Source organism: Streptomyces sp. NPDC014894 (assembly GCF_043080985.1).
In the GTDB taxonomy this organism is placed as follows: Bacteria; Actinomycetota; Actinomycetes; order Streptomycetales; family Streptomycetaceae; genus Streptomyces.
Genome location: NZ_JBIBWD010000016.1, coordinates 133,033 through 149,890, shown reverse-complemented (window position 1 = coordinate 149,890; position 16,858 = coordinate 133,033). Strand labels below are relative to the sequence as shown.

At 72.7% G+C, this 16,858-nt stretch carries 12 protein-coding genes; 4 read left to right on the top strand and 8 right to left on the bottom strand.

Annotated elements, in window-relative coordinates:
* Positions 1-245 precede the first annotated feature (245 nt).
* Entirely contained in the window at positions 246-1,364 is a 1,119-nt protein-coding gene (locus tag ACF089_RS30455) for a nucleotide disphospho-sugar-binding domain-containing protein (protein ID WP_392033530.1), read from the top strand.
* A 249-nt stretch (positions 1,365-1,613) separates the two neighbouring features.
* Here the strand turns inward: ACF089_RS30455 and asnB are convergent, their stop codons facing one another.
* The 4 genes from asnB to ACF089_RS30435 all read right to left on the bottom strand — a co-directional run bounded on the left by asnB (position 1,614) and on the right by ACF089_RS30435 (position 6,702).
* Positions 1,614-3,458, bottom strand: coding sequence for an asparagine synthase (glutamine-hydrolyzing) (asnB, locus tag ACF089_RS30450; RefSeq protein WP_392033527.1), 1,845 nt, complete (start codon positions 3,456-3,458; stop codon positions 1,614-1,616).
* 518 nt (positions 3,459-3,976) lie between these two features.
* Positions 3,977-5,533: a PH domain-containing protein gene (locus ACF089_RS30445; RefSeq protein ID WP_392033525.1), complete on the bottom strand. Its 1,557-nt coding sequence runs from the start codon at positions 5,531-5,533 to the stop codon at positions 3,977-3,979.
* Positions 5,530-6,030 (bottom strand): PH domain-containing protein, encoded by a 501-nt coding sequence (locus tag ACF089_RS30440; protein ID WP_392033523.1) that lies wholly within the window; start codon positions 6,028-6,030, stop codon positions 5,530-5,532. The genes ACF089_RS30445 and ACF089_RS30440 overlap by 4 nt, the downstream gene beginning before the upstream one ends.
* Positions 6,031-6,099: 69 nt before the next feature.
* A complete protein-coding gene (locus tag ACF089_RS30435) occupies positions 6,100-6,702 on the bottom strand; it encodes a hypothetical protein (RefSeq protein ID WP_392033520.1) in 603 nt (200 codons plus the stop codon).
* A 167-nt stretch (positions 6,703-6,869) separates the two neighbouring features.
* On the opposite strand from ACF089_RS30435, the gene ACF089_RS30430 reads away from it, so the two are divergent.
* Together ACF089_RS30430 and ACF089_RS30425 are read left to right on the top strand one after the other, a co-directional pair.
* The gene (locus ACF089_RS30430) at positions 6,870-8,114 is read left to right on the top strand and encodes a sensor histidine kinase (protein ID WP_392033517.1); all 1,245 of its coding nucleotides are present in this window, start codon (positions 6,870-6,872) and stop codon (positions 8,112-8,114) included.
* A 7-nt stretch (positions 8,115-8,121) separates the two neighbouring features.
* Entirely contained in the window at positions 8,122-8,739 is a 618-nt protein-coding gene (locus ACF089_RS30425) for a response regulator (RefSeq protein ID WP_392033548.1), read from the top strand.
* A 68-nt stretch (positions 8,740-8,807) separates the two neighbouring features.
* Here ACF089_RS30425 and ACF089_RS30420 read toward each other — a convergent pair whose 3' ends face one another.
* Both ACF089_RS30420 and ACF089_RS30415 read right to left on the bottom strand, forming a co-directional pair.
* On the bottom strand, positions 8,808-11,654 hold the full coding sequence (locus ACF089_RS30420; protein ID WP_392033514.1) for an AAA family ATPase: 2,847 nt from the start codon (positions 11,652-11,654) through the stop codon (positions 8,808-8,810).
* A gap of 256 nt (positions 11,655-11,910) precedes the next feature.
* Positions 11,911-12,672 carry a thioesterase II family protein gene (locus tag ACF089_RS30415; RefSeq protein WP_392033545.1) on the bottom strand — a complete coding sequence of 254 codons (762 nt, stop codon included), beginning with the start codon at positions 12,670-12,672 and terminating at the stop codon, positions 11,911-11,913.
* Positions 12,673-13,282: 610 nt separating this feature from the next.
* Here ACF089_RS30415 and ACF089_RS30410 point away from each other — a divergent pair.
* Positions 13,283-13,705, top strand: a complete 423-nt coding sequence (locus ACF089_RS30410) for a DUF350 domain-containing protein (RefSeq protein ID WP_392033511.1) — start codon at positions 13,283-13,285, stop codon at positions 13,703-13,705.
* Between the two features lie 49 nt (positions 13,706-13,754).
* Here ACF089_RS30410 and ACF089_RS30405 read toward each other — a convergent pair whose 3' ends face one another.
* Together ACF089_RS30405 and ACF089_RS30400 are read right to left on the bottom strand one after the other, a co-directional pair.
* On the bottom strand, positions 13,755-15,263 hold the full coding sequence (locus tag ACF089_RS30405) for an AlkA N-terminal domain-containing protein (protein ID WP_392033508.1): 1,509 nt from the start codon (positions 15,261-15,263) through the stop codon (positions 13,755-13,757).
* A gap of 183 nt (positions 15,264-15,446) precedes the next feature.
* Positions 15,447-16,709, bottom strand: coding sequence for an NAD(P)/FAD-dependent oxidoreductase (locus ACF089_RS30400; RefSeq protein ID WP_392033505.1), 1,263 nt, complete (start codon positions 16,707-16,709; stop codon positions 15,447-15,449).
* Between the last annotated feature and the right edge of the window lie 149 nt (positions 16,710-16,858).

The following is a 16,858-nucleotide window of genomic DNA, read 5'->3' as shown; positions in this document are numbered from 1 at the left end:
CATACCCCCGGAATGAGAATCCAAGACCAGAGTCGACCCTTCCATGGGAAAGGCGGGGGATAAACCCCTAACAACCCCCTACGGACCCTTATCCGAGAGCTGTTCGGGGCTTCTTGACTCCGCGTGCGCGACTGCATCAGGATGCCCTTAGATGACGGGTAATTGCAAGAATATCGACGTTGCCTTGTCGCCGATCGAATCTCCGGCTTCACATTTACACAGCTATCCGAGAGGAACGCATTTTCATGCGCGTGCTGTTCGTGACCTATCCGGCCATCGGCCATGTCTTTCCCACTGTTCCGCTGGCCTGGGCGCTGCGCTCGGCCGGTCATGACGTCCTGGTCGCCAGTGCGGGCGACGCGCTGGAGGCCGCCAACGCGGGTCTGCATGTGGCGGACGTCTCCCCCGGGTTCGCGCTGGAGGAGTTCCTCCAGTCGACGGCCGGGGAGCTGATCGCCCGGCTGCGCGCTCCGGGGGAGATCGATCCGATGGACGGGCTGCGGCTGTTCGCCCATCTGAACGATCATCTGGCGGACGGGATCGTGCGGACCGCAGACAGATTCCGGCCCGATCTGATCGTGTTCGAGCAGATCTTCGTCTCCGGGCTGATAGCCGCCGCCCGGCTGGGCGTTCCGGCCGTGCAGCACAACTTCGGTTTCGTACGGGGTACGCAGCTGCGGGAGCTGACGGTGTCGATGCTGGCCGAGACGATGGCCCGGCACGGTGTGGCGAGTGTGCCCGAGGATGTGCCGACGCTGGACATCGCGCCGCCGAGCATGGTGGAGCCGGAGCGGGACGGCTGGTCGATGCGGCCTGTTCCGTACAACAGCGGTGATGTGCTGCCGGACTGGCTGCTGGACGGGCGGGAGCGGCGCCGGGTCGGGGTGACGCTGGGGACGGCGACGGTGCACATCAACGGGCTGGGGCCGGTGCAGCGGCTGGTGGCCGCCGCGGCCGAGGTGGACGCCGAGTTCGTGCTGGCGCTGGGCGAGGTGGACACGGCGGCGCTCGGGACGCTTCCCGGCAATGTGCGGGTCGTGGGGTGGGTGCCGCTGACCGCGCTGCTCCAGCGGTGCGACGCGGCGGTGCACCACGGCGGCGCGGGTACGACGCTGGCGGCGCTCAACGCGGGCGTACCGCAGCTGATCCTGCCCGACGGCGCGGACCGGCAGATCAACGCGGGAGCGGTACGGGACCGGGGCGCGGGTCTGACCGGTACGGCGGAGGAGCTGGACACGGCGGTGCTCCGGCGGCTGCTGGAGGACGAGAAGCTGTCCGGGGTCGCGCGGGACATCGGGGCGGAGATCGCGGGGATGCCCTCGCCGGCGTCCCTGGTGCCGAGGCTGGAGGCGCTGACCGGCTGACCGCCGCCGGGGGCGACGGCGAAGGGGGCGGGCCGGTCTCCGGGCGCCGATCACGTCAGCGGCCCCCGGCACTGGCGAAGGGCGACGGCGGCCGACCGAGCGACCGGCACCGCGCACCACGGCCGACCCGGCGCCCGGCGAAGGGCCACGGCGAAGGGGGCCGGCATCGCGATGATGCCGGCCCCCTCGCCGTTCCCGGTACGGCGACGACCGCCGCCCGGCGGACCGGCCCGCCTCGCCCACGTACCGCTACATGCGGATCTCGGGCCGGTAGGCGTCCAGCCAGATGGACGTGTCCAGGGCCCGCTCCAGGCCGTTGCGGGCGGCCAGGGCGAGTTCGCCGGGCGCGGTGGCGACGGTCTCGGCGAGCCAGTCGCGGCTGACGATCTCGAAGACGGGCCCGTCCTCGCCGAGGAGCTGCTTGGCCTGCTGCTGGAGCGCCTCGCCGTACGCCCGGTCCTGGGTGACCGGGTACGGGCTCTTCACCCGCTCGACCACCGAGGTCGGCAGCAGCTCGCGCGTCGCGCCGCGCAGCAGGCTCTTCTCGCGGCCGTCGTAGGTCTTCATCGACCACGGGGTGTTGTACACGTACTCGACGAGCCGGTGGTCGCAGAAGGGCACGCGCACCTCCAGGCCGACCGCCATGCTCATCCGGTCCTTGCGGTCCAGCATCATGCGCAGGAAGCGGGTGAGGTGGAGGTGGGACAGCACCCGCATCCGGCGTTCGTGGGCGTTCTCGTTCTCCAGCAGGCCGATCTCCGCGACGGCGGAGCGGTAGCCGTCGGCGACGGCCTCCAGCGGATTCGTCGCGATCAGCATGTCGAGGTTGTACATCTCGGCGGGCTGGGTGTTCGGGGTCGCGCCGATCATTCCGGCGGTGATCCAGGGGAACATCTCGCTCTCCTGGACGACGGGGTTGTGCAGCCATCCGTAGCCGCCGAAGACCTCGTCGGCCGCCTCGCCGGAGAGGGCGACGGTGGAGTGTTCGCGGATCGACCTGAAGAGGAGGTAGAGGGAGACGTCCATGTCGCCGAGGCCGGCCGGGCTGTCACGGGCGATGACGACCTGGCGGCGCACTTCGGGGTCGGCGAGGTCGGCGGGGCTGAGGACGATCTCGGCGTGGCGGGTGCCGGCGTGCGCGGCCATCTCGCTCGCGAATCCGGCGTCGCGGCTGCCGTGCACCTCGTTGGCGACGAAGCTGTCCGACTCGCCCGCGAAGTCGATGGCGAAGGTGTCGAGGGGCTCGCCCCGGGAGGCGCGCCGGGCGGCGGCGAGCGCGGTGATGGCGCTGGAGTCCAGTCCGCCGGAGAGGAGTACGCAGGTGGGCACGTCGGCGACGAGCTGCCGGGCGACGGTGTCGTCGAGGAGTTCGCCGATCCGGCCGACGGTGGTCTCCAGGTCGTCGGTGTGCTCCCGGGTCTCCAGCCGCCAGTAGGTGCGGTGGTGGACTCCGGCGCGGTCGACGGTGACGACGGTGCCGGGGACGACCTCGTGCAGACCGTCCCAGATCGTCTCGCCGGGCGGGCGGTGGAACGCGATGAACTCCCGCAGACCGCGGGCGCTGACGAGGGGTTTGGCGAGGGGGTGGGCGAAGATGGCCTTGGGCTCGGAGGCGAAGATCACTCCGTCGGCCGTCGGGTAGTAGAACAGCGGCTTGATGCCCAGACGGTCGCGGATCATGGTCAGCCGCTGGGTCCGGGTGTCCCAGACGGCGAGGGCGAACATGCCGTTGAGGCGCTCGGCCATCGCCTCGCCCCACTCCAGGAAGGCGTTGAGGACGACCTCGGTGTCGCTGGAGGTGCGGAAGTGGTGGCCCTTGCGGCGCAGTTCGTCGCGCAGCTCGGTGAAGTTGTAGACCTCGCCGCTGTAGGTGAGGACGACACGGCCGCCGGGCGTCACGGCCTGCATCGGCTGTACGCCGCCGGCCAGGTCGATGATGGAGAGCCTGCGGTGGCCCAGGGCCGCGTGGCCGTCGATCCAGGTGCCCCCGGCGTCGGGGCCCCGGTTCGTCAGGGTGCGGACCATGGCTTCCAGGGGGGTGTTCTCCCCGTTCAGCTCGCGATCGAAGGCTATCCAGCCGGTGATGCCGCACATGCGGTGCTCCTCATAGCTCGGCGTTTCCTGACCGCCTGGGCGCACAGCTCCCGCGCCGGCGCCGGAGGAGATCACGGGGTGTTCGGACAGGGCCTCGGGGGCTCGGGGCGTCCGGAGGGCGCGACTGTCCGCCCCGAGGCTAGTTTCCGCGCGTGCCGGGTCACATCCCCTACCAGCCCCTGAAGCGGTGTGCCGGGGCCGGGGATTCGGCGTCCGGGGTCTCGGCGGCTCCGGGGCCCAACGCCCCGGGGCTCCCGGGGCTCAAGGACTCCGGCACTCCGGGACTCCGGGACTCCGGGACTCCGGGGACGGCGCACGGAAAACGGAATACGGAGGTGGAGGGGCGGCCGGGGGTGGTCCGCCCCTCCACCTCCCGGGGGTGCGCCAGTTGGTCTGAAGGGTGTACGTCGCCGACCTGTGTGCGGTCGGCAGGGGGTGTACGTCGCCGGCCGGGGGTTCGGGCCGGTGGAGGGCCGCGGCGCCGACCGGTGGTACGGGCCGGCGCGGACCGGGAGCGGTCAGTCGTCGCCGGGTCCCGGCCGTCGCTCGATGAACTGCCCCAGCACCTCGGGCACCGCCCGCTCGGCGAGGGCGAGTCCGTCCGACACCGCCACGTCGCGCACCTTGTAGACGCCCTCGCCCGCCGCGGTGGTCGCCCCGAGGGTGAGCAGTCCGGCGCGGCGCTGGAAGACCGAGCGGGTGATGGACCAGCCGATGACTCCCTCGCGCTGGAGGGCGACGGTGCGCCGGGCGAAGGTCCCGGAACGGGTGACCAGATAGCGGCCGTGGATTCCGTGCCCGAGGTTGCGATAGGCGTCGTACGCGTGGGCCAGCAGGACGGGCAGCAGCACCAGGGCGGCGATCCAGCCGGCGTGCACGAGGACAGGGGTGAGCCACAGACCGGGTACGACGAGGGCGGCGGCGATCAGGGCGACCGTGCCCACGGCGAGGTTGATCCTGCGGCGCAGGGCGGCGCGGGGGTGTCCGGCGAGTTCGGCCAGGGCGGTCGGGGAGCGCTTCTCGGCCAGGACGTCGGCGGCGACGGTGAGCGCCAGCGCGTGCGGCACCGGCGGGGTGAGACGGCTGCGGGCGCTGTTCTCCTCCTCGTCGCCCAGGCCCGAGGCCACGGCCTTGAGGCGGGCGCCCCCGGCCCAGCGCAGCAGCAGCGGCTCGGCGACCTCCACGCCCCGCAGTCGCCGCTCCTCGATGGTGACGGAGCGGGTGATCATCATGCCGCGCCGGACCCGGAACATTCCGCCGTCCTCGCGTTCGAGGCGGTATCCGGACCAGCCCTCGATGAAGGTGACGGTGGAGCCGATGACACCGATGAGGACGATGAGGAGCACGGTGACCAGGATGCCGAACCAGAGGGGCACGGAGCCGAAGCGGTCCTCGATGTCCTGGACGATGCCGAGTTCCAGGGGGTTGATCTTCATCTCGTGGAGCGTCCGGTAGACGGTGCCGACGGCGATGAAGACGCCGCCGACGCCCCAGACGGTGAGAGGGGCGTAGCGCAGCCAGGCCCAGTCCATCGCGGAGATCGGGCCGTCGGCCTCGTCGGCGGTGAGTCCGTGTCCGGCCCGGCGGCTCTCGATGAGCCGTCGGCGGAGCCGGTCGGCGTCCTTCTTGGCGATGCCTTCGAGGGTGAGGCCGGCGCCGGCGGATTCGGAGGATTCGCCGGTGCCGATCTCCAGTGAGGTGAGGCCGAAGACGCGGTGGAGCGGGTTGGCGGTCAGGTCGACGCTGCGGATGCGGTCGACGGGCACCGAGCGGTGGCTGCGGAAGAGGAGGCCCTTGTGGACTTCGACGCGGTCGCCGGTGAGCCGGTAGCGGGTGGTGAGGAGCCGCATCAGGCTGATGCCGGCGATGACGAGGCAGGTGATGAGGAAGGAGCCGAGTGTGATCAGCACCTGGAGGTTGACCTGGCCGCCGGTGACCAGGTGGGTGGCCCCGTAGAGGGCGAGCGGCGCGGCGACCACGCTGAGGTTGACGAGGACGAGACGGGGGTTGAGCCGTCCCCAGCTCTCGGCGTCGGGTTCGGTCCGCGGCTGTACGGCGGCGGCGTCCGGGCTCATGTGGCGTCTCCCGGTACGGCCTGGGTGGACTGGGTGAGCTGTTCGACCATCTCGGCGGCGACCCGGTGGTCCAGGCCGTTGATCTTCACCGCGCCGGAGGCGGAGGCGCTGGTGACGGTGACTCCGGAGAGGCCGAAGAGCTGCTGGAGCGGGCCGCGCATGGTGTCGACGGTCTGGATGCGGGAGAGGGGGACGACCCGCCAGCGCTGCCAGAGCCAGCCGGAGGCCGCGTAGACGGCGGTGTCGGTGGTCTCCCAGCGGTGGACGCGGTAGCGCCAGATCGGCATGACGGCCATGTAGAGGAGGCCGGGGACGAGGGTGGCGAAGAAGGCCCAGACGAAGACGAATCTGGCGGGCGGGATGAAGAGGTGGAGCACTCCGAAGACGATCGGAAGCGGGAGGGCGAAGAGCGCGGACTGAAGGGTCCACCAGCCGATCGCGCGGCTCTCGACCCGGTTGCGAGGCGGACGCAGCCTCAGTTCGTCATTGCGTACCACTGTTTTCACCCTAGCCCTTGAAGACCTTCGAACATCACACGCTGGTGCGGACATCTGCCGGACGGCCGGTCACGGTCTGCCTCCGCCGGTCCGCCGCTCGCCCCCGGCCGCCGCCTCGGCGCCGGACCCCGGCACGGGATCCGGCTCGGACCCCGTCGCGGAGTCGGCCCCCGCCGCCCGCAGCGCACGGGCCCTGGACAGGAGGACCGCGGTCCGCGCCGCCGCCATGGCGAGGGTCATCAGCGCGGCGGAGCTGACCAGGACGGTGTCGCCGCTGAGGTCGTAGTCCGTGGTGAAGCGGGTCATCCGCGCGGTGAACCAGTGCTCGGCGCCGTAGGCGAAGACGGTCTGGCCGGTCGCGAGGACCAGCCAGATCAGCGCGTACCCGATTCCGCCGACGGTATGGATCTCCCCGGAGGATTCCCGTCGGGCGGGGAGGAGGGAGCCGGCGATCAGACCGCAGATCACGCCCACGCCGACGCAGGCGAGTTGCAGGGACAGGTCGTTGCCCGAGGCCGGGAAGGAGTGCACGCACAGGACGACGGCGACGGCGACCGCGAGAACGGGGCCGGTCGTGCGCGGTGCGGTGACGCGGCGGTCGCCGAGGTCGGCGGCCAGGATGACCGCCAGTGTCGTCGCACCGGTGATGAGCGCCGCTGTGAACTGGCCCATGTGACCGACTCCCTCCGCCGCTCGTTCCCGTCCGGGTGCGCCGTTCCGCCCGGCGACCCGCTACGGCAACGCTAGGTCCGGCGGGCGCTGCCGGGTGCCGACCGATCGGTGGGACCGGCTGTCAACCGACCGGTTGACAGTCAAGATCGCATGGTAGGACTTGTCCTGTGCACACTCAGACTCAGGGGGTCGTCCCGCGGGCCGGCGCGGGGTACGGCCCCGAATCGGGGACGCGCTGGTTCGGTCTGTGGGACGGCTACTTCGCGATCTCCTACCTCGTCACCACGATCCTGCTGTTCACCTCGGGCGGGGCCGCGGCGCACCGCGCCGTGGCGATCGGCGCCCTGACGCTGATCGTTCCCTGGTACGCGGGCCTCGGCCGGAGACTCATGATCCACCGGACGGCCGGGCGGCGGAACGTCGTCTTCTCGGTGGGGCTGTTCGTGCTGTTCGCGGTGGCCGGCACGGCCGATCTCGCGGGTTCCTTCGCGCTGTTCGCGGTGGTTCCGATGCTGATGATGAGTCTGTCGATGCCGCCGGCGATCGTCTTCGTGATGCTGGCCAATCTGTGGCCGGTGACGGTGGTGTGGCTGCGGGGCGGGGAGTTCGATCCGCACATCCTGGCGGTGCTGCCGACCTCGCTGCTGGGGATCGCGCTGTCGGTCCTGCTCGGGCTGTGGATCAGCCGTGTGGTGCAGCAGAGCATGGACCGGGGCGATTTGATCCGGGAGCTGCGGGACAGCCGGGAACGGGAGGCGCGGCTCTCCCACGAGGCGGGGATCGCCGCCGAGCGGGAGCGGCTGGCCCGGGAGATCCATGACACGCTGGCGCAGGGTCTGACCAGCATCATCGCTCTGGTGCAGGTGGCGGATTCGGAGGTGGAGGAGAGTCCGGACCGGGCCCGCGCGCATCTGGGTCTCGCCGGGCGGGTGGCCCAGGAGAGCCTGGCGGAGGCCCGGGAGTTCGTCGCCGCGCTCACTCCCCCGGCGCTGCGGGAGAGTTCGCTGGTGCAGGCGGTGCGCCGGCAGGCGCGGCTGCTGACGGCGGAGACCGGGCTGGAGGTGCGGTGCGCGGTCGAGGGCGAGGAGGGGCCGCTGCCGACGGCGGTGGGCGTGGTGCTGCTGCGGACGGTGCAGGAGGCGTTCGCGAATGTGCGCAAGCACGCGCGGGAGGCCCGGACGGTGGAGGTGCTTCTCGCGCACGGCGACGACGCGGTCCGGGTGGTGGTCCGGGACGACGGCGCGGGCTTCCGGGCGGACGGCGAGCACGACGGTTTCGGGCTGCGCGGAATGCGGGCCCGGGTGGAGGAGATCGGCGGGACGGCGAGCGTGGCGAGCCGTCCGGGAGAGGGCACGGTGATCGAGGTGTCGGTGCCGCTGGGACCGGCGGCCGGGGAGCCGGCCGATGGGTGAGGGCGACATGATCGACGTTCTGCTGGCCGACGACCATCCGGTGGTGCGGGAGGGTCTGTGCGCCATGCTGGAGTCCGCCGACGGCGTACGGGTGGTGGGGCAGGCGGGCTCCGGCGAGGAGGCGGTGCTCGCGGCGGCCCGGCTCCGCCCGGACATCGTCCTGCTGGATCTGCGGATGGGCGAGATGGACGGGGTGACCGCGACGGGTCACATCCTGCGCGAATCGCGCCGTACCAAGGTGGTCATCGTCACCACGTACGAGGACGACGCGGACATTCTGCGCGCGGTGGAGGCGGGGGCGGCGGGCTATCTGCTGAAGGGCAGTTCCCGTGACGACCTGGTGCGCGCGGTGAAGGCGGCGGCGCGGGGGGAGACGGTGCTCACCCCGTCGCTGGCTCCCAAGCTGTTCCGGGCCCGGGTGGTGGATCCGCCGATGCTGTCGGAGCGCGAGCGGGAGGTGCTGCGGCTGGTGAGCCAGGGGCTGACCAACGCGGACATCGGCCGTCGTCTGTTCATCAGCGAGGCGACGGTGAAGACGCATCTGCTGCGCTCGTTCAAGAAGCTGGCCGTGTCGGACCGCACGGCCGCGGTGATCAAGGCCATGGAGCGCGGGCTGCTGTCCTGAGCGCGCGGCGTCCCCGGGGCCGGACCGGCCGGCCCCGGAGGGTTGGCAGGTCCGGCCCCGGAGGTCGCTCAGGCGATGCCGGGCAGGCTCAGATCGGAGAGCCGGGCGGGCAGATCGCGGCGGCGCTTGACCTTCAGCTTGCGGTAGATCCGGGTGAGATGCTGCTCGACGGTGGAGACGGTGACGTAGAGCTTGGTCGCGATCTCGCGGTTGGTGTGGCCCCGGGCGGCCAGCAGCGCCACCCGGGCCTCGGCCTCGGAGAGGACCTCCGCCTCGCTGGGCTGTTCGGTCTCCCGGCCGCCGGAGAAGGGCCCCTCGCTGTCGCCCTGGCCGGGCATGAACTGCCGGCACAGGGGCTCGGCGCCGCAGGACTTGGCGACGTGCCAGGCCTTGCGGACGAGCATCCGGGCCCGGTTGAAGTCGCCGAGCGCCCGGTAGGCGCGGCCCAGTTCGCCGAGCGCCACCGCGAACTGCAGCCGGTCCTCCCCCTCCTCCAGGGTCTCCACGGCTTCGGTGAGCCGCTTGAGCCGGTACTTGAGATCACCGCTGGTACGGGCCAGCACCAGCAGCAGGGAGCCGCGCGGCCGGCTGCCGGCGGGCCCCGCCTCCCGCTGCTTCTGCTGCTCCGCGTACTCCCGGGCGCGGCCGGGGCTGCCGAGGGCGAGCCACGCCTCGGCGGCGTCGAGCCGCCACGGCACCAGCTCGACGGCGTCCATTCCCCAGGACTCCATCATCTCGCCGCAGGTCAGGAAGTCGCGCAGGGCCGCGTGGTAGCGGCCGGTCGCCAGATGGCAGCGGCCCCGGGCCCTGAGGTAGTGCAGTCCGACCAAAGTGGCGAACATGGCCTCGGGCACCGGCTGGTCGAGCAGGCTCGCGGCCTCCTCCTCATTGCCCATCTGCAGCTCGGCCTCGACGAGGATGGCCAGCGGCAGCGCGATGCCGACGCCCCAGCTCTGGAGGGAGATCCGGGAGAGGGCGGTACGGGCGCGGGTGGCCGCGCCTGGCAGATCGCCCTGGCGCAGCGCTATCTCGGCCCGGACCACGCCCAGGGCGGCCTGCCAGGTCGGCGCGCTGCGGGCGGAGCGCTCGCCGAGGAGGCGTTCGCACCAGGCGAGCGCCAGATCGAGGCGGCCCGCGTAGACGACGGCCAGCAGGGCGAAGGTGAGCGGCTGGAGGGTGCGGTCGCTGAGGTGGTAGCGCTGGAGCACCCGGGTGGCCTCGCTGACGGCGGCCTCGGTCTGTCCGCCGCGCAGGGCGGTGCGCATGGCGTCGGCCGCGTGGGCGTAGGCGTTGTCCGCCATGTCGTACGGGACGGTCGCGAGGCCGGCGGGGAAGGCCGCGGCCGGTGCGGCCGCCGGGGCCTCCGGCGGTCCGACCGCGGTGAACATCGAGGTGAGCGGGGGGCTGACGATGGTCAGCCAGCTCTGGGCGGCGGCGAGCGTCTTGGGGTCGTACGACGGGACGCGGTCGGCGGTCCGCAGCCGCAGCACCGCCTCGCCCGCGCCGCGGGCCTCCCCCACCCAGGAGAGGCAGGAGACGGCCTGGACGAGATCGCGGTCGGCGAGCCGGCCGCGATCGAGTTCGCGGGAGAGCTGGCGCAGATGGCCCTCGGCGGCGGCCGGGTTGCTGCGCCAGACGATGCTGACGAGCCGGGATTTGAGCGCGGCGTGCCGGGGTCCTTCCGGGCAGGAGTGGACGGCCAGTTCGCCGCAGCGCAGGGCGAGTTCGTGGTCGTCGTCGACGAGCGCGTACTCGGCCGCCTCCTGGAGGACGGGGATGGCCCAGTCCTCGACGTTCTTGCGGGCGGCGAGGAGGTGGCGGGCGACGTCGACCGCGGACGCGCCCTCCTGGTGGAGGAGTTTCGCGGCGCGCAGATGGAGGGCGGAGAGCGCGGCGGGCGGGGTGGCCTCCAGGACGGCGGTGCGGGCGGTGGTGTCGCGGAAGGCCCCGTGGTGCAGGAGCCCGCAGCGGCGGAGGTCGCGCAGGGCCTGTTCGGTGCCCTTGATGTGCAGGTCGACGATCCGGCTGAGCAGGACGGCGGAGTCGGAGTCGCCGAGTACGGCGATGCCCCGGGCGACGGTGAGGAGTTCGGGGTCGCCCCGGTGGAGGCAGTCGAGCACGGCGCGTTCGAAGGCGTCGGCGGGGTCGATCCGCTTGAGGGGTTCGCTGTCCCTCAGGGCGGTGAGCCCGTCCTCCAGGAGCGCCCTGACCAGCAGGGGGCTGCCGCCGGTGGTCTGGTGGCACTCGTCGGAGAGGCGTTGTGCGGTGGAGGGCGAGAAGTGGTCGGCGAGGATCGCCGCGGTGCCCTCCGCGGTGAGCAGCGGGAGGCGGACGCTGGTGCAGTTGGGCTGGCGCTGGAGTTCGGCCTGGAAGGCGAGTTGCGCGGAGCGCAGGGGGACGGTCTCCGTGAGCACGATCAGTACGCTCGCCTGTCGCGCCCGGCGGGCCAGGGAGAGCAGGAAGTGGAGGGAGAGTTCGTCCCCGTGGTGGACGTCGTCGACGGTGATGACGAGGGTGCGGTCCTGGGCGAGCCGCAGCAGCGCGGTGGCGACGGCGGGCAGGATGCGTTTGGCCTCGTCGAGCGCGCTCTCGGTGTCCGGGGTCCCGGCGGCGGTGACCCCGTCCAGCGCCTCGGTGACCTGGCCGTACACCTCGGGCGACACGGAGGCGACGCTGTCGAGGATCCGGCGGAGGTTCCCGAACGGCAGATAGCGCTCGGCGCGGGAGCCGGCGGCCTCCAGGACCAGCGCGCCGGCGCCGATGGCCTGTTCGGTGAAGCTCTCCAGCAGGCTCGTCTTCCCGCTGGCGACGGATCCGCTGATGACGGCGACCCGTCCTCTGCCGCGGCGTGCGCTGCCCAGCAGTTCCTTCAGTGTGTCGAGCTGTTTCTCACGCTCGACCAGCCTTGCGGCCACAGTCTTTCCTTCCCCCGAACTGCACGACTTCCGAAAACATCACGACAGGCCGGACCGTCACCCGGCGAAGGCGCCGTCGTACCGCGTTGTGGTGTGGATGGATGGCGCCGTGTGTGCCGCCGGGCCGTCGACGCGGCTCCCCCTTCCGGCCCCGCTCCGGGTGTGCCGGTGGTCGTGCGGCTTCCCCCTCCCCGCCGGGCGGGGAGGGGTTTTCGGGCACGCCGGATCGACCCGGCGTGCTCGACGGCGCTCCTGTTCAGCCCTGGCGGACCGCTGCGGAGAGTTGTTCGGAGACGATCTTCATGATGCTCTGCTGATGATTCGCCAAGAAGAAGTGGCCGCCGGGGAAACGGTGAATGTCGTATTCACCCGTGGTGTGGCCCTTCCAGGCGTCCGCCTCTTCCCGGCTCGTTCTGGGGTCGGCGTCGCCGGTCAGCACGGTGATCGGGGTGTCGATCCGGTCGTCGGCCGCGGCGCGGTAGTTCTCGATCGCGGTGTAGTCGGTGCGAATGGCGGGCAGCACCATGCGCAGGACTTCCTCGTCGCCGAGGATCCTCGCGTCGGTTCCGCTGAGTTCCCGCATTTCGGCGACGATTCCGTCGTCGTCGCGCAGATGGACCGTCTCGTGCCGGTGGCTGGCGGGCGAGCGCCGTCCGGAGGCGAAGACGCGGACCGGGGCGGCGCCGTGGTCGCGCTCCAGCCTGCGGGTCACCTCGAAGGCCAGGATCGCGCCCATGCTGTGTCCGAAGAGCGCCATGGGGCGGTCGAGCCAGGGCACGAGCTGCTCGGTCAACCGGTCGGCGAAGACGCCGATGTCGGTGATCCCGGGCTCGCTCCGGCGGTCCTGCCGTCCGGGGTACTGCACGGACAGGACGTCCACCGCCGGGGCGAGGGACTGGGACATCGGAAAATAGAAGGAGGCGGAGCCTCCGGCGTGCGGCAGACAGACCAGCTGGATCGGACTTTCGTCGGCGGCGTGATAACGACGAACCCAGCGGCTGGTGTTTCGCTTTTCAATCAATGGACTGAAACTCCCCGTTACAGACCTCAGGTGCAGTCACGTACGTTCGACGATTCGGGTGTACGTACGTTTCACTCACACTATGTCTAGCAGATCAGCCAAACTAGGGGGTACCCCTAGCCGCCACCCCTACAGTGGCCGGAATGGCCTGTTCCACGGCCCTGACCAGGCGTTGAACAGACTCGTTGGCGACATCTCGACCCTGCTGGAGAGCCTTGGACCGGCCTAATCCGTCGTTTGCCCCAGTATCAGATCAAGACATCGGCAGACTTCCTCAGCATGGCCTGAACAAGTCCCTCCGCGACGTCAAAGAGGCGCTAATTCCCTTATTGCTTGGATACCTCCGTGGACGCCCCGACTCCCGCCCCCGGTCCGCCCCGCGGAGCCCTCGGCGGCCGTCGCCGTTTTCGCGCCGCTCCGTTGTCCGGACGGCGTGGCTGTAACCTGCGTCGACGCCCCGCCGCGCCCGGCGCCGCCGCCGTCCCGCCAGGGTCCGGAGCCCGGCCGGGGCTCCGGGGCGGGGCCCCTGAGCCGTCAAGGGGTTCGTACGGTAGATTTTGCGCGCCCTTGACCGGTATCACCTGTGGACACGGAGACTGGCCCCTCAATGAGCGACATCGTCAACGGACTTGGCCGCGCGAGCGCCTACGGCGCCCTCGGACTGGTCCTTCTGATCCTCGGCATGGTCCTGATCGATCTGCTCACCCCGGGCAAGCTCGGCCGTCAGATATGGGAGGACCGGAACCGCAACGCGGCGCTGCTCCTCAGCTCGGCGCTGCTGGGCATCGGCGGCATCGTGTTCACCTCGATCTGGACGACCTACGACGACTTCGGCAAGGGCCTCGCCTCGACCGCCGCGTTCGGCGTCCTCGGACTGGTGATGATGGCCGTGGCCTTCCTCGTGGTCGACCTGATCACGCCCGGGAAGCTGGGGGCGACGCTGGTGGAGCCCGAGCCGCATCCGGCGGTGTGGGTGACCGCCTCCTGCAACCTCGCCGTGTCCGCGATCGTCTCGGCGGCGATCGCCTGAGCCGCGGCGGTACGCCCGCCCGGGCGAGGGCGGGGCGTACCGCCGCGGCTCACGGCGCGTGCCGGAAGTGGTGCGCCGCGTAGGACCGCCAGGGCCGCCTGCGGTCGTCGTGCGCCGGGTCCGCCCCGGCCCGGCGCATCCCGGCGCGGACGGACGGATCGCCGGTCAGCGGCACATCGGGGTCGCCGAGGCCGCGCATCCGGACATGACCCGCCGTCACGGGGTCGACGCCCGGCAGGGCCAGCAGCTCACGCTCGGTCCCGTCCCGGTCGGCCCCCGGGTCGAGGACGAGATCGCCGCCCGCGAGCGCGGCCGTCAGCGAGCGCAGCGCCGTACGCCGGTGCTCGGGCAGTCGGCGGCCGGCCGGCTCGGCGGGACCGGTGGGATCAGCGAGCCCGGTGAGATCCGAGAGATCGGCCTCCGCGAGCGCGGACGCCTCCGGGAAGAGATGGGTGAGTCCGCCGCTCGCCCGGCACAGCGGCTGCCCGTGGGCCGCGACCAGCGCCTCCCCGAGGGCGCGGGCGGCGCGGGCCGAGCCGCCGCCGAGCACGGCGCGTACGGCCAGCTCCTCCGGGTCGGCGGCGCCGGGCGCGCGCAGCCCCGGGCGGGCCGCGACGAGAGGGGCGAGGGCCGGATCGCCGCCGAGCCGCTCCGCCACCGCGTACGGGTCGGCGTCGAGATCGAAGAGGCGGCGCATCCGCTGGGTGGCGGTGGTCAGATCGCGCAGGTCGGACAGGTGCAGCCGGCACTCCAGCCAGCCGTCCGCGCCGCCGGGCCGCTCCTGGACCTCGGCGATTCCGGGGCCGCCGGGCAGCCGCAGGGTCCGGCGGTAGGTGCGGGAGCCGTACGCTCCGGTGATCTCCTCGACGCCGCCGAGGGCCTCCGCCGCGAGCAGGTCGAAGACCTCCGCGGTCGCGTACGGACCCCGGTGGGCGAGGCGCAGGGGCACTCCGGCCCGCCCGCTCTCGGCGACGACCGGTCCGAAGCGGGAGCCCCGGCCCGGCCGCGCCGAGCGCAGTTCGCCGGGGGTGGCCGCGTAGATGGAGCGCATCGTGTCGTTGAACTGCCGGACGCTCGCGAATCCGGCGGCGAAGGCGATCTCGGCGGCCTGGAGCGTGGTCGTCTGGAGGAGCACACGGGCGGTGTGCGAGCGCTGCGCGCGGGCCAGGGCGAGGGGGCCCGCGCCGAGTTCCGCGGTGAGCTGGCGCTGGACCTGGCGGGCGCTGTAGCCGAGCCGGTGGGCGAGGCCGCCGACGCCCTCGCGGTCGACGATGCCGTCGCCGATCAGCCGCATCGCCCGGCCCACCACATCGGCGCGGACGTTCCACTCGGCGGAGCCGGGGACGGCGTCGGGCCGGCAGCGGCGGCAGGCCCGGTAGCCCGCGCCCTGGGCGGCGGCCGCCGTCGGGAAGAAGCGGACATTGCACCGCTTGGGGGTGACCGCCGGGCAGCTGGGCCGGCAGTAGATGCCGGTGGTGGCCACGGCGAAGAAGAAGACCCCGTCGAAGCGGGCGTCCCTGCTGCTCACCGCCTCGTATCTGCTGTCCTCGACCGTCATACGGCCAGTATGGGCGGCTCGTCGGCGGCCCGGCCGGCGGATTTCGGACGTCACGTTCAGAGGCTCCCGGACCGGTCCCGCCGACGCCCTGGCCCCGTCGCGGGACGGGCGCGCGCCGGGGCCCGGCGGGTCGCGGCGGTGGGGCGGAGGCTCTCGTACCGGATCGTTCGCCGGGCCCGGAGGTCAGACGGTGATCAGGATCGGGCCTCCCGACGGGTCGGCCGCCGTCGTCCAGTTCGCGCGCAGATGGACGGGGCGGCCGGGGAGCGCGGGGCGCAGGGGGCGTTGCCGGTGGAGGATCCGGCCGTCCTGGCTGACGGTGAGCCGGGGCAGGGCGAGCGGCTCGGCGGTGCGCAGGATGAACCGTCCGTGGAGCGGGGCGGGCCCGTCCGGGTGGACGCGGTTGGGGGCTGCCCAGAGGAGCGGGGGCTCGACCCGGACGGGGAGCCCGGGGCCGGGCCAGGGGTCCCCGTCGAGGTGGCCGAGGATCCGGTCGGCGGCGGTGCGTCCCTCCTCGGCGGCGATCCCGGCGCGCTCGACGCCGTGGAGGAGGTTGCCCGCGGCGAAGACGCCCGGTTCGGCGGTGCGGTAGGCGGTGTCGACGGCGGGTCCGCGGGTGCCCGGATCGAGGGGGATGCCGCCGCGCCGGGCGAGTTCGTGGTCGGGGATCCAGTCGCCGGTGAAGACGACGGTGTCGCAGGCGATGGTGGTGGTCCGGCCGTCCTGGTGCCGGACCCGTACGCCGGTGAGTCTGGCGCGGCCGATGAGTTCCGCGACGGTGGTGCGGTGGAGCACGGGGACGGGGCGGCGCAGCGCGGGGGCGGGGGTGGGCGGCCGGGCGCTGATCATGGCGACGGTCTCGGCGCCGCCGGCGCGCAGGGCGTGGACGGCGTTGTACGCGACGGGTTCGGCGCCGACGACGACGGCGCGGGTTCCGATTCTGCGTCCGTGGAGGTGGACGGCCTGTTGGAGTTCTCCGGTGGTGAGGACGCCGGAGGGGCGGGAGCCGGGGACGAGCCGGGCGGCTCGGGGGCGTTCCCGGGCTCCGGTGGCGAGGAGGACGGCGCGGGCGGTGACGCGTTCGATCCCGTGGGGTCCGGTGGTCTCCAGGGTGCGGGGGCCCGCCCAGCCGGTGGCGGTGACGCCGGTGCGCAGGGCGGCTCCGGCGCGTTCGGCGTCGGCGGCGAGCCGGCGCGCGTATTCGGGGCCGCGCATGGGGCGGTGGAGGTCGCGCAGGCCGAAGCCGCCGTGGCAGCAGTGCCGGGGGATGCCGCCGGGCTGCTGTTCGCGGTCGAGTACGTCGACGCCGCCGGCTCCGGCGGCGGCGAGCCGGGCGGCCGCGGCGAGTCCGGCGGGGCCCGCTCCGACGACCAGGACGTCGACCGCGCGCTCCAGGACGCGGGCCGGGGCGGCGCGCGGGGTGCCGGGGGCGGTGGGGTCGGTCATGTCGGTGCCTTCCGGGTGGCTCGGTGGGCCGGTCGGGTGCGGTGGATCGGTGCGGTGCGGAGGTTCGGTCGGGTGCGGTGCGGTGGATCGACGCGGTGCGGCGGGCCGGGCCGGTGCGGTGGATCGGTCGGGTGCGGCGGGCCGGGCCG

Bases quoted from the DNA above. Each gene is read 5' to 3' on its own strand.
- ACF089_RS30425 (WP_392033548.1), top strand. From the start codon at position 8,122: ATGATCGACGTTCTGCTGGCCGACGACCATCCGGTGGTGCGGGAGGGT.
- asnB (WP_392033527.1), bottom strand. From the start codon at position 3,458: ATGTGCGGCATCACCGGCTGGATAGCCTTCGATCGCGAGCTGAACGGG.
- ACF089_RS30400 (WP_392033505.1), bottom strand. From the start codon at position 16,709: ATGACCGACCCCACCGCCCCCGGCACCCCGCGCGCCGCCCCGGCCCGC.
- ACF089_RS30405 (WP_392033508.1), bottom strand. From the start codon at position 15,263: ATGACGGTCGAGGACAGCAGATACGAGGCGGTGAGCAGCAGGGACGCC.
- ACF089_RS30410 (WP_392033511.1), top strand. From the start codon at position 13,283: ATGAGCGACATCGTCAACGGACTTGGCCGCGCGAGCGCCTACGGCGCC.
- ACF089_RS30455 (WP_392033530.1), top strand. From the start codon at position 246: ATGCGCGTGCTGTTCGTGACCTATCCGGCCATCGGCCATGTCTTTCCC.
- ACF089_RS30435 (WP_392033520.1), bottom strand. From the start codon at position 6,702: ATGGGCCAGTTCACAGCGGCGCTCATCACCGGTGCGACGACACTGGCG.
- ACF089_RS30445 (WP_392033525.1), bottom strand. From the start codon at position 5,533: ATGAGCCCGGACGCCGCCGCCGTACAGCCGCGGACCGAACCCGACGCC.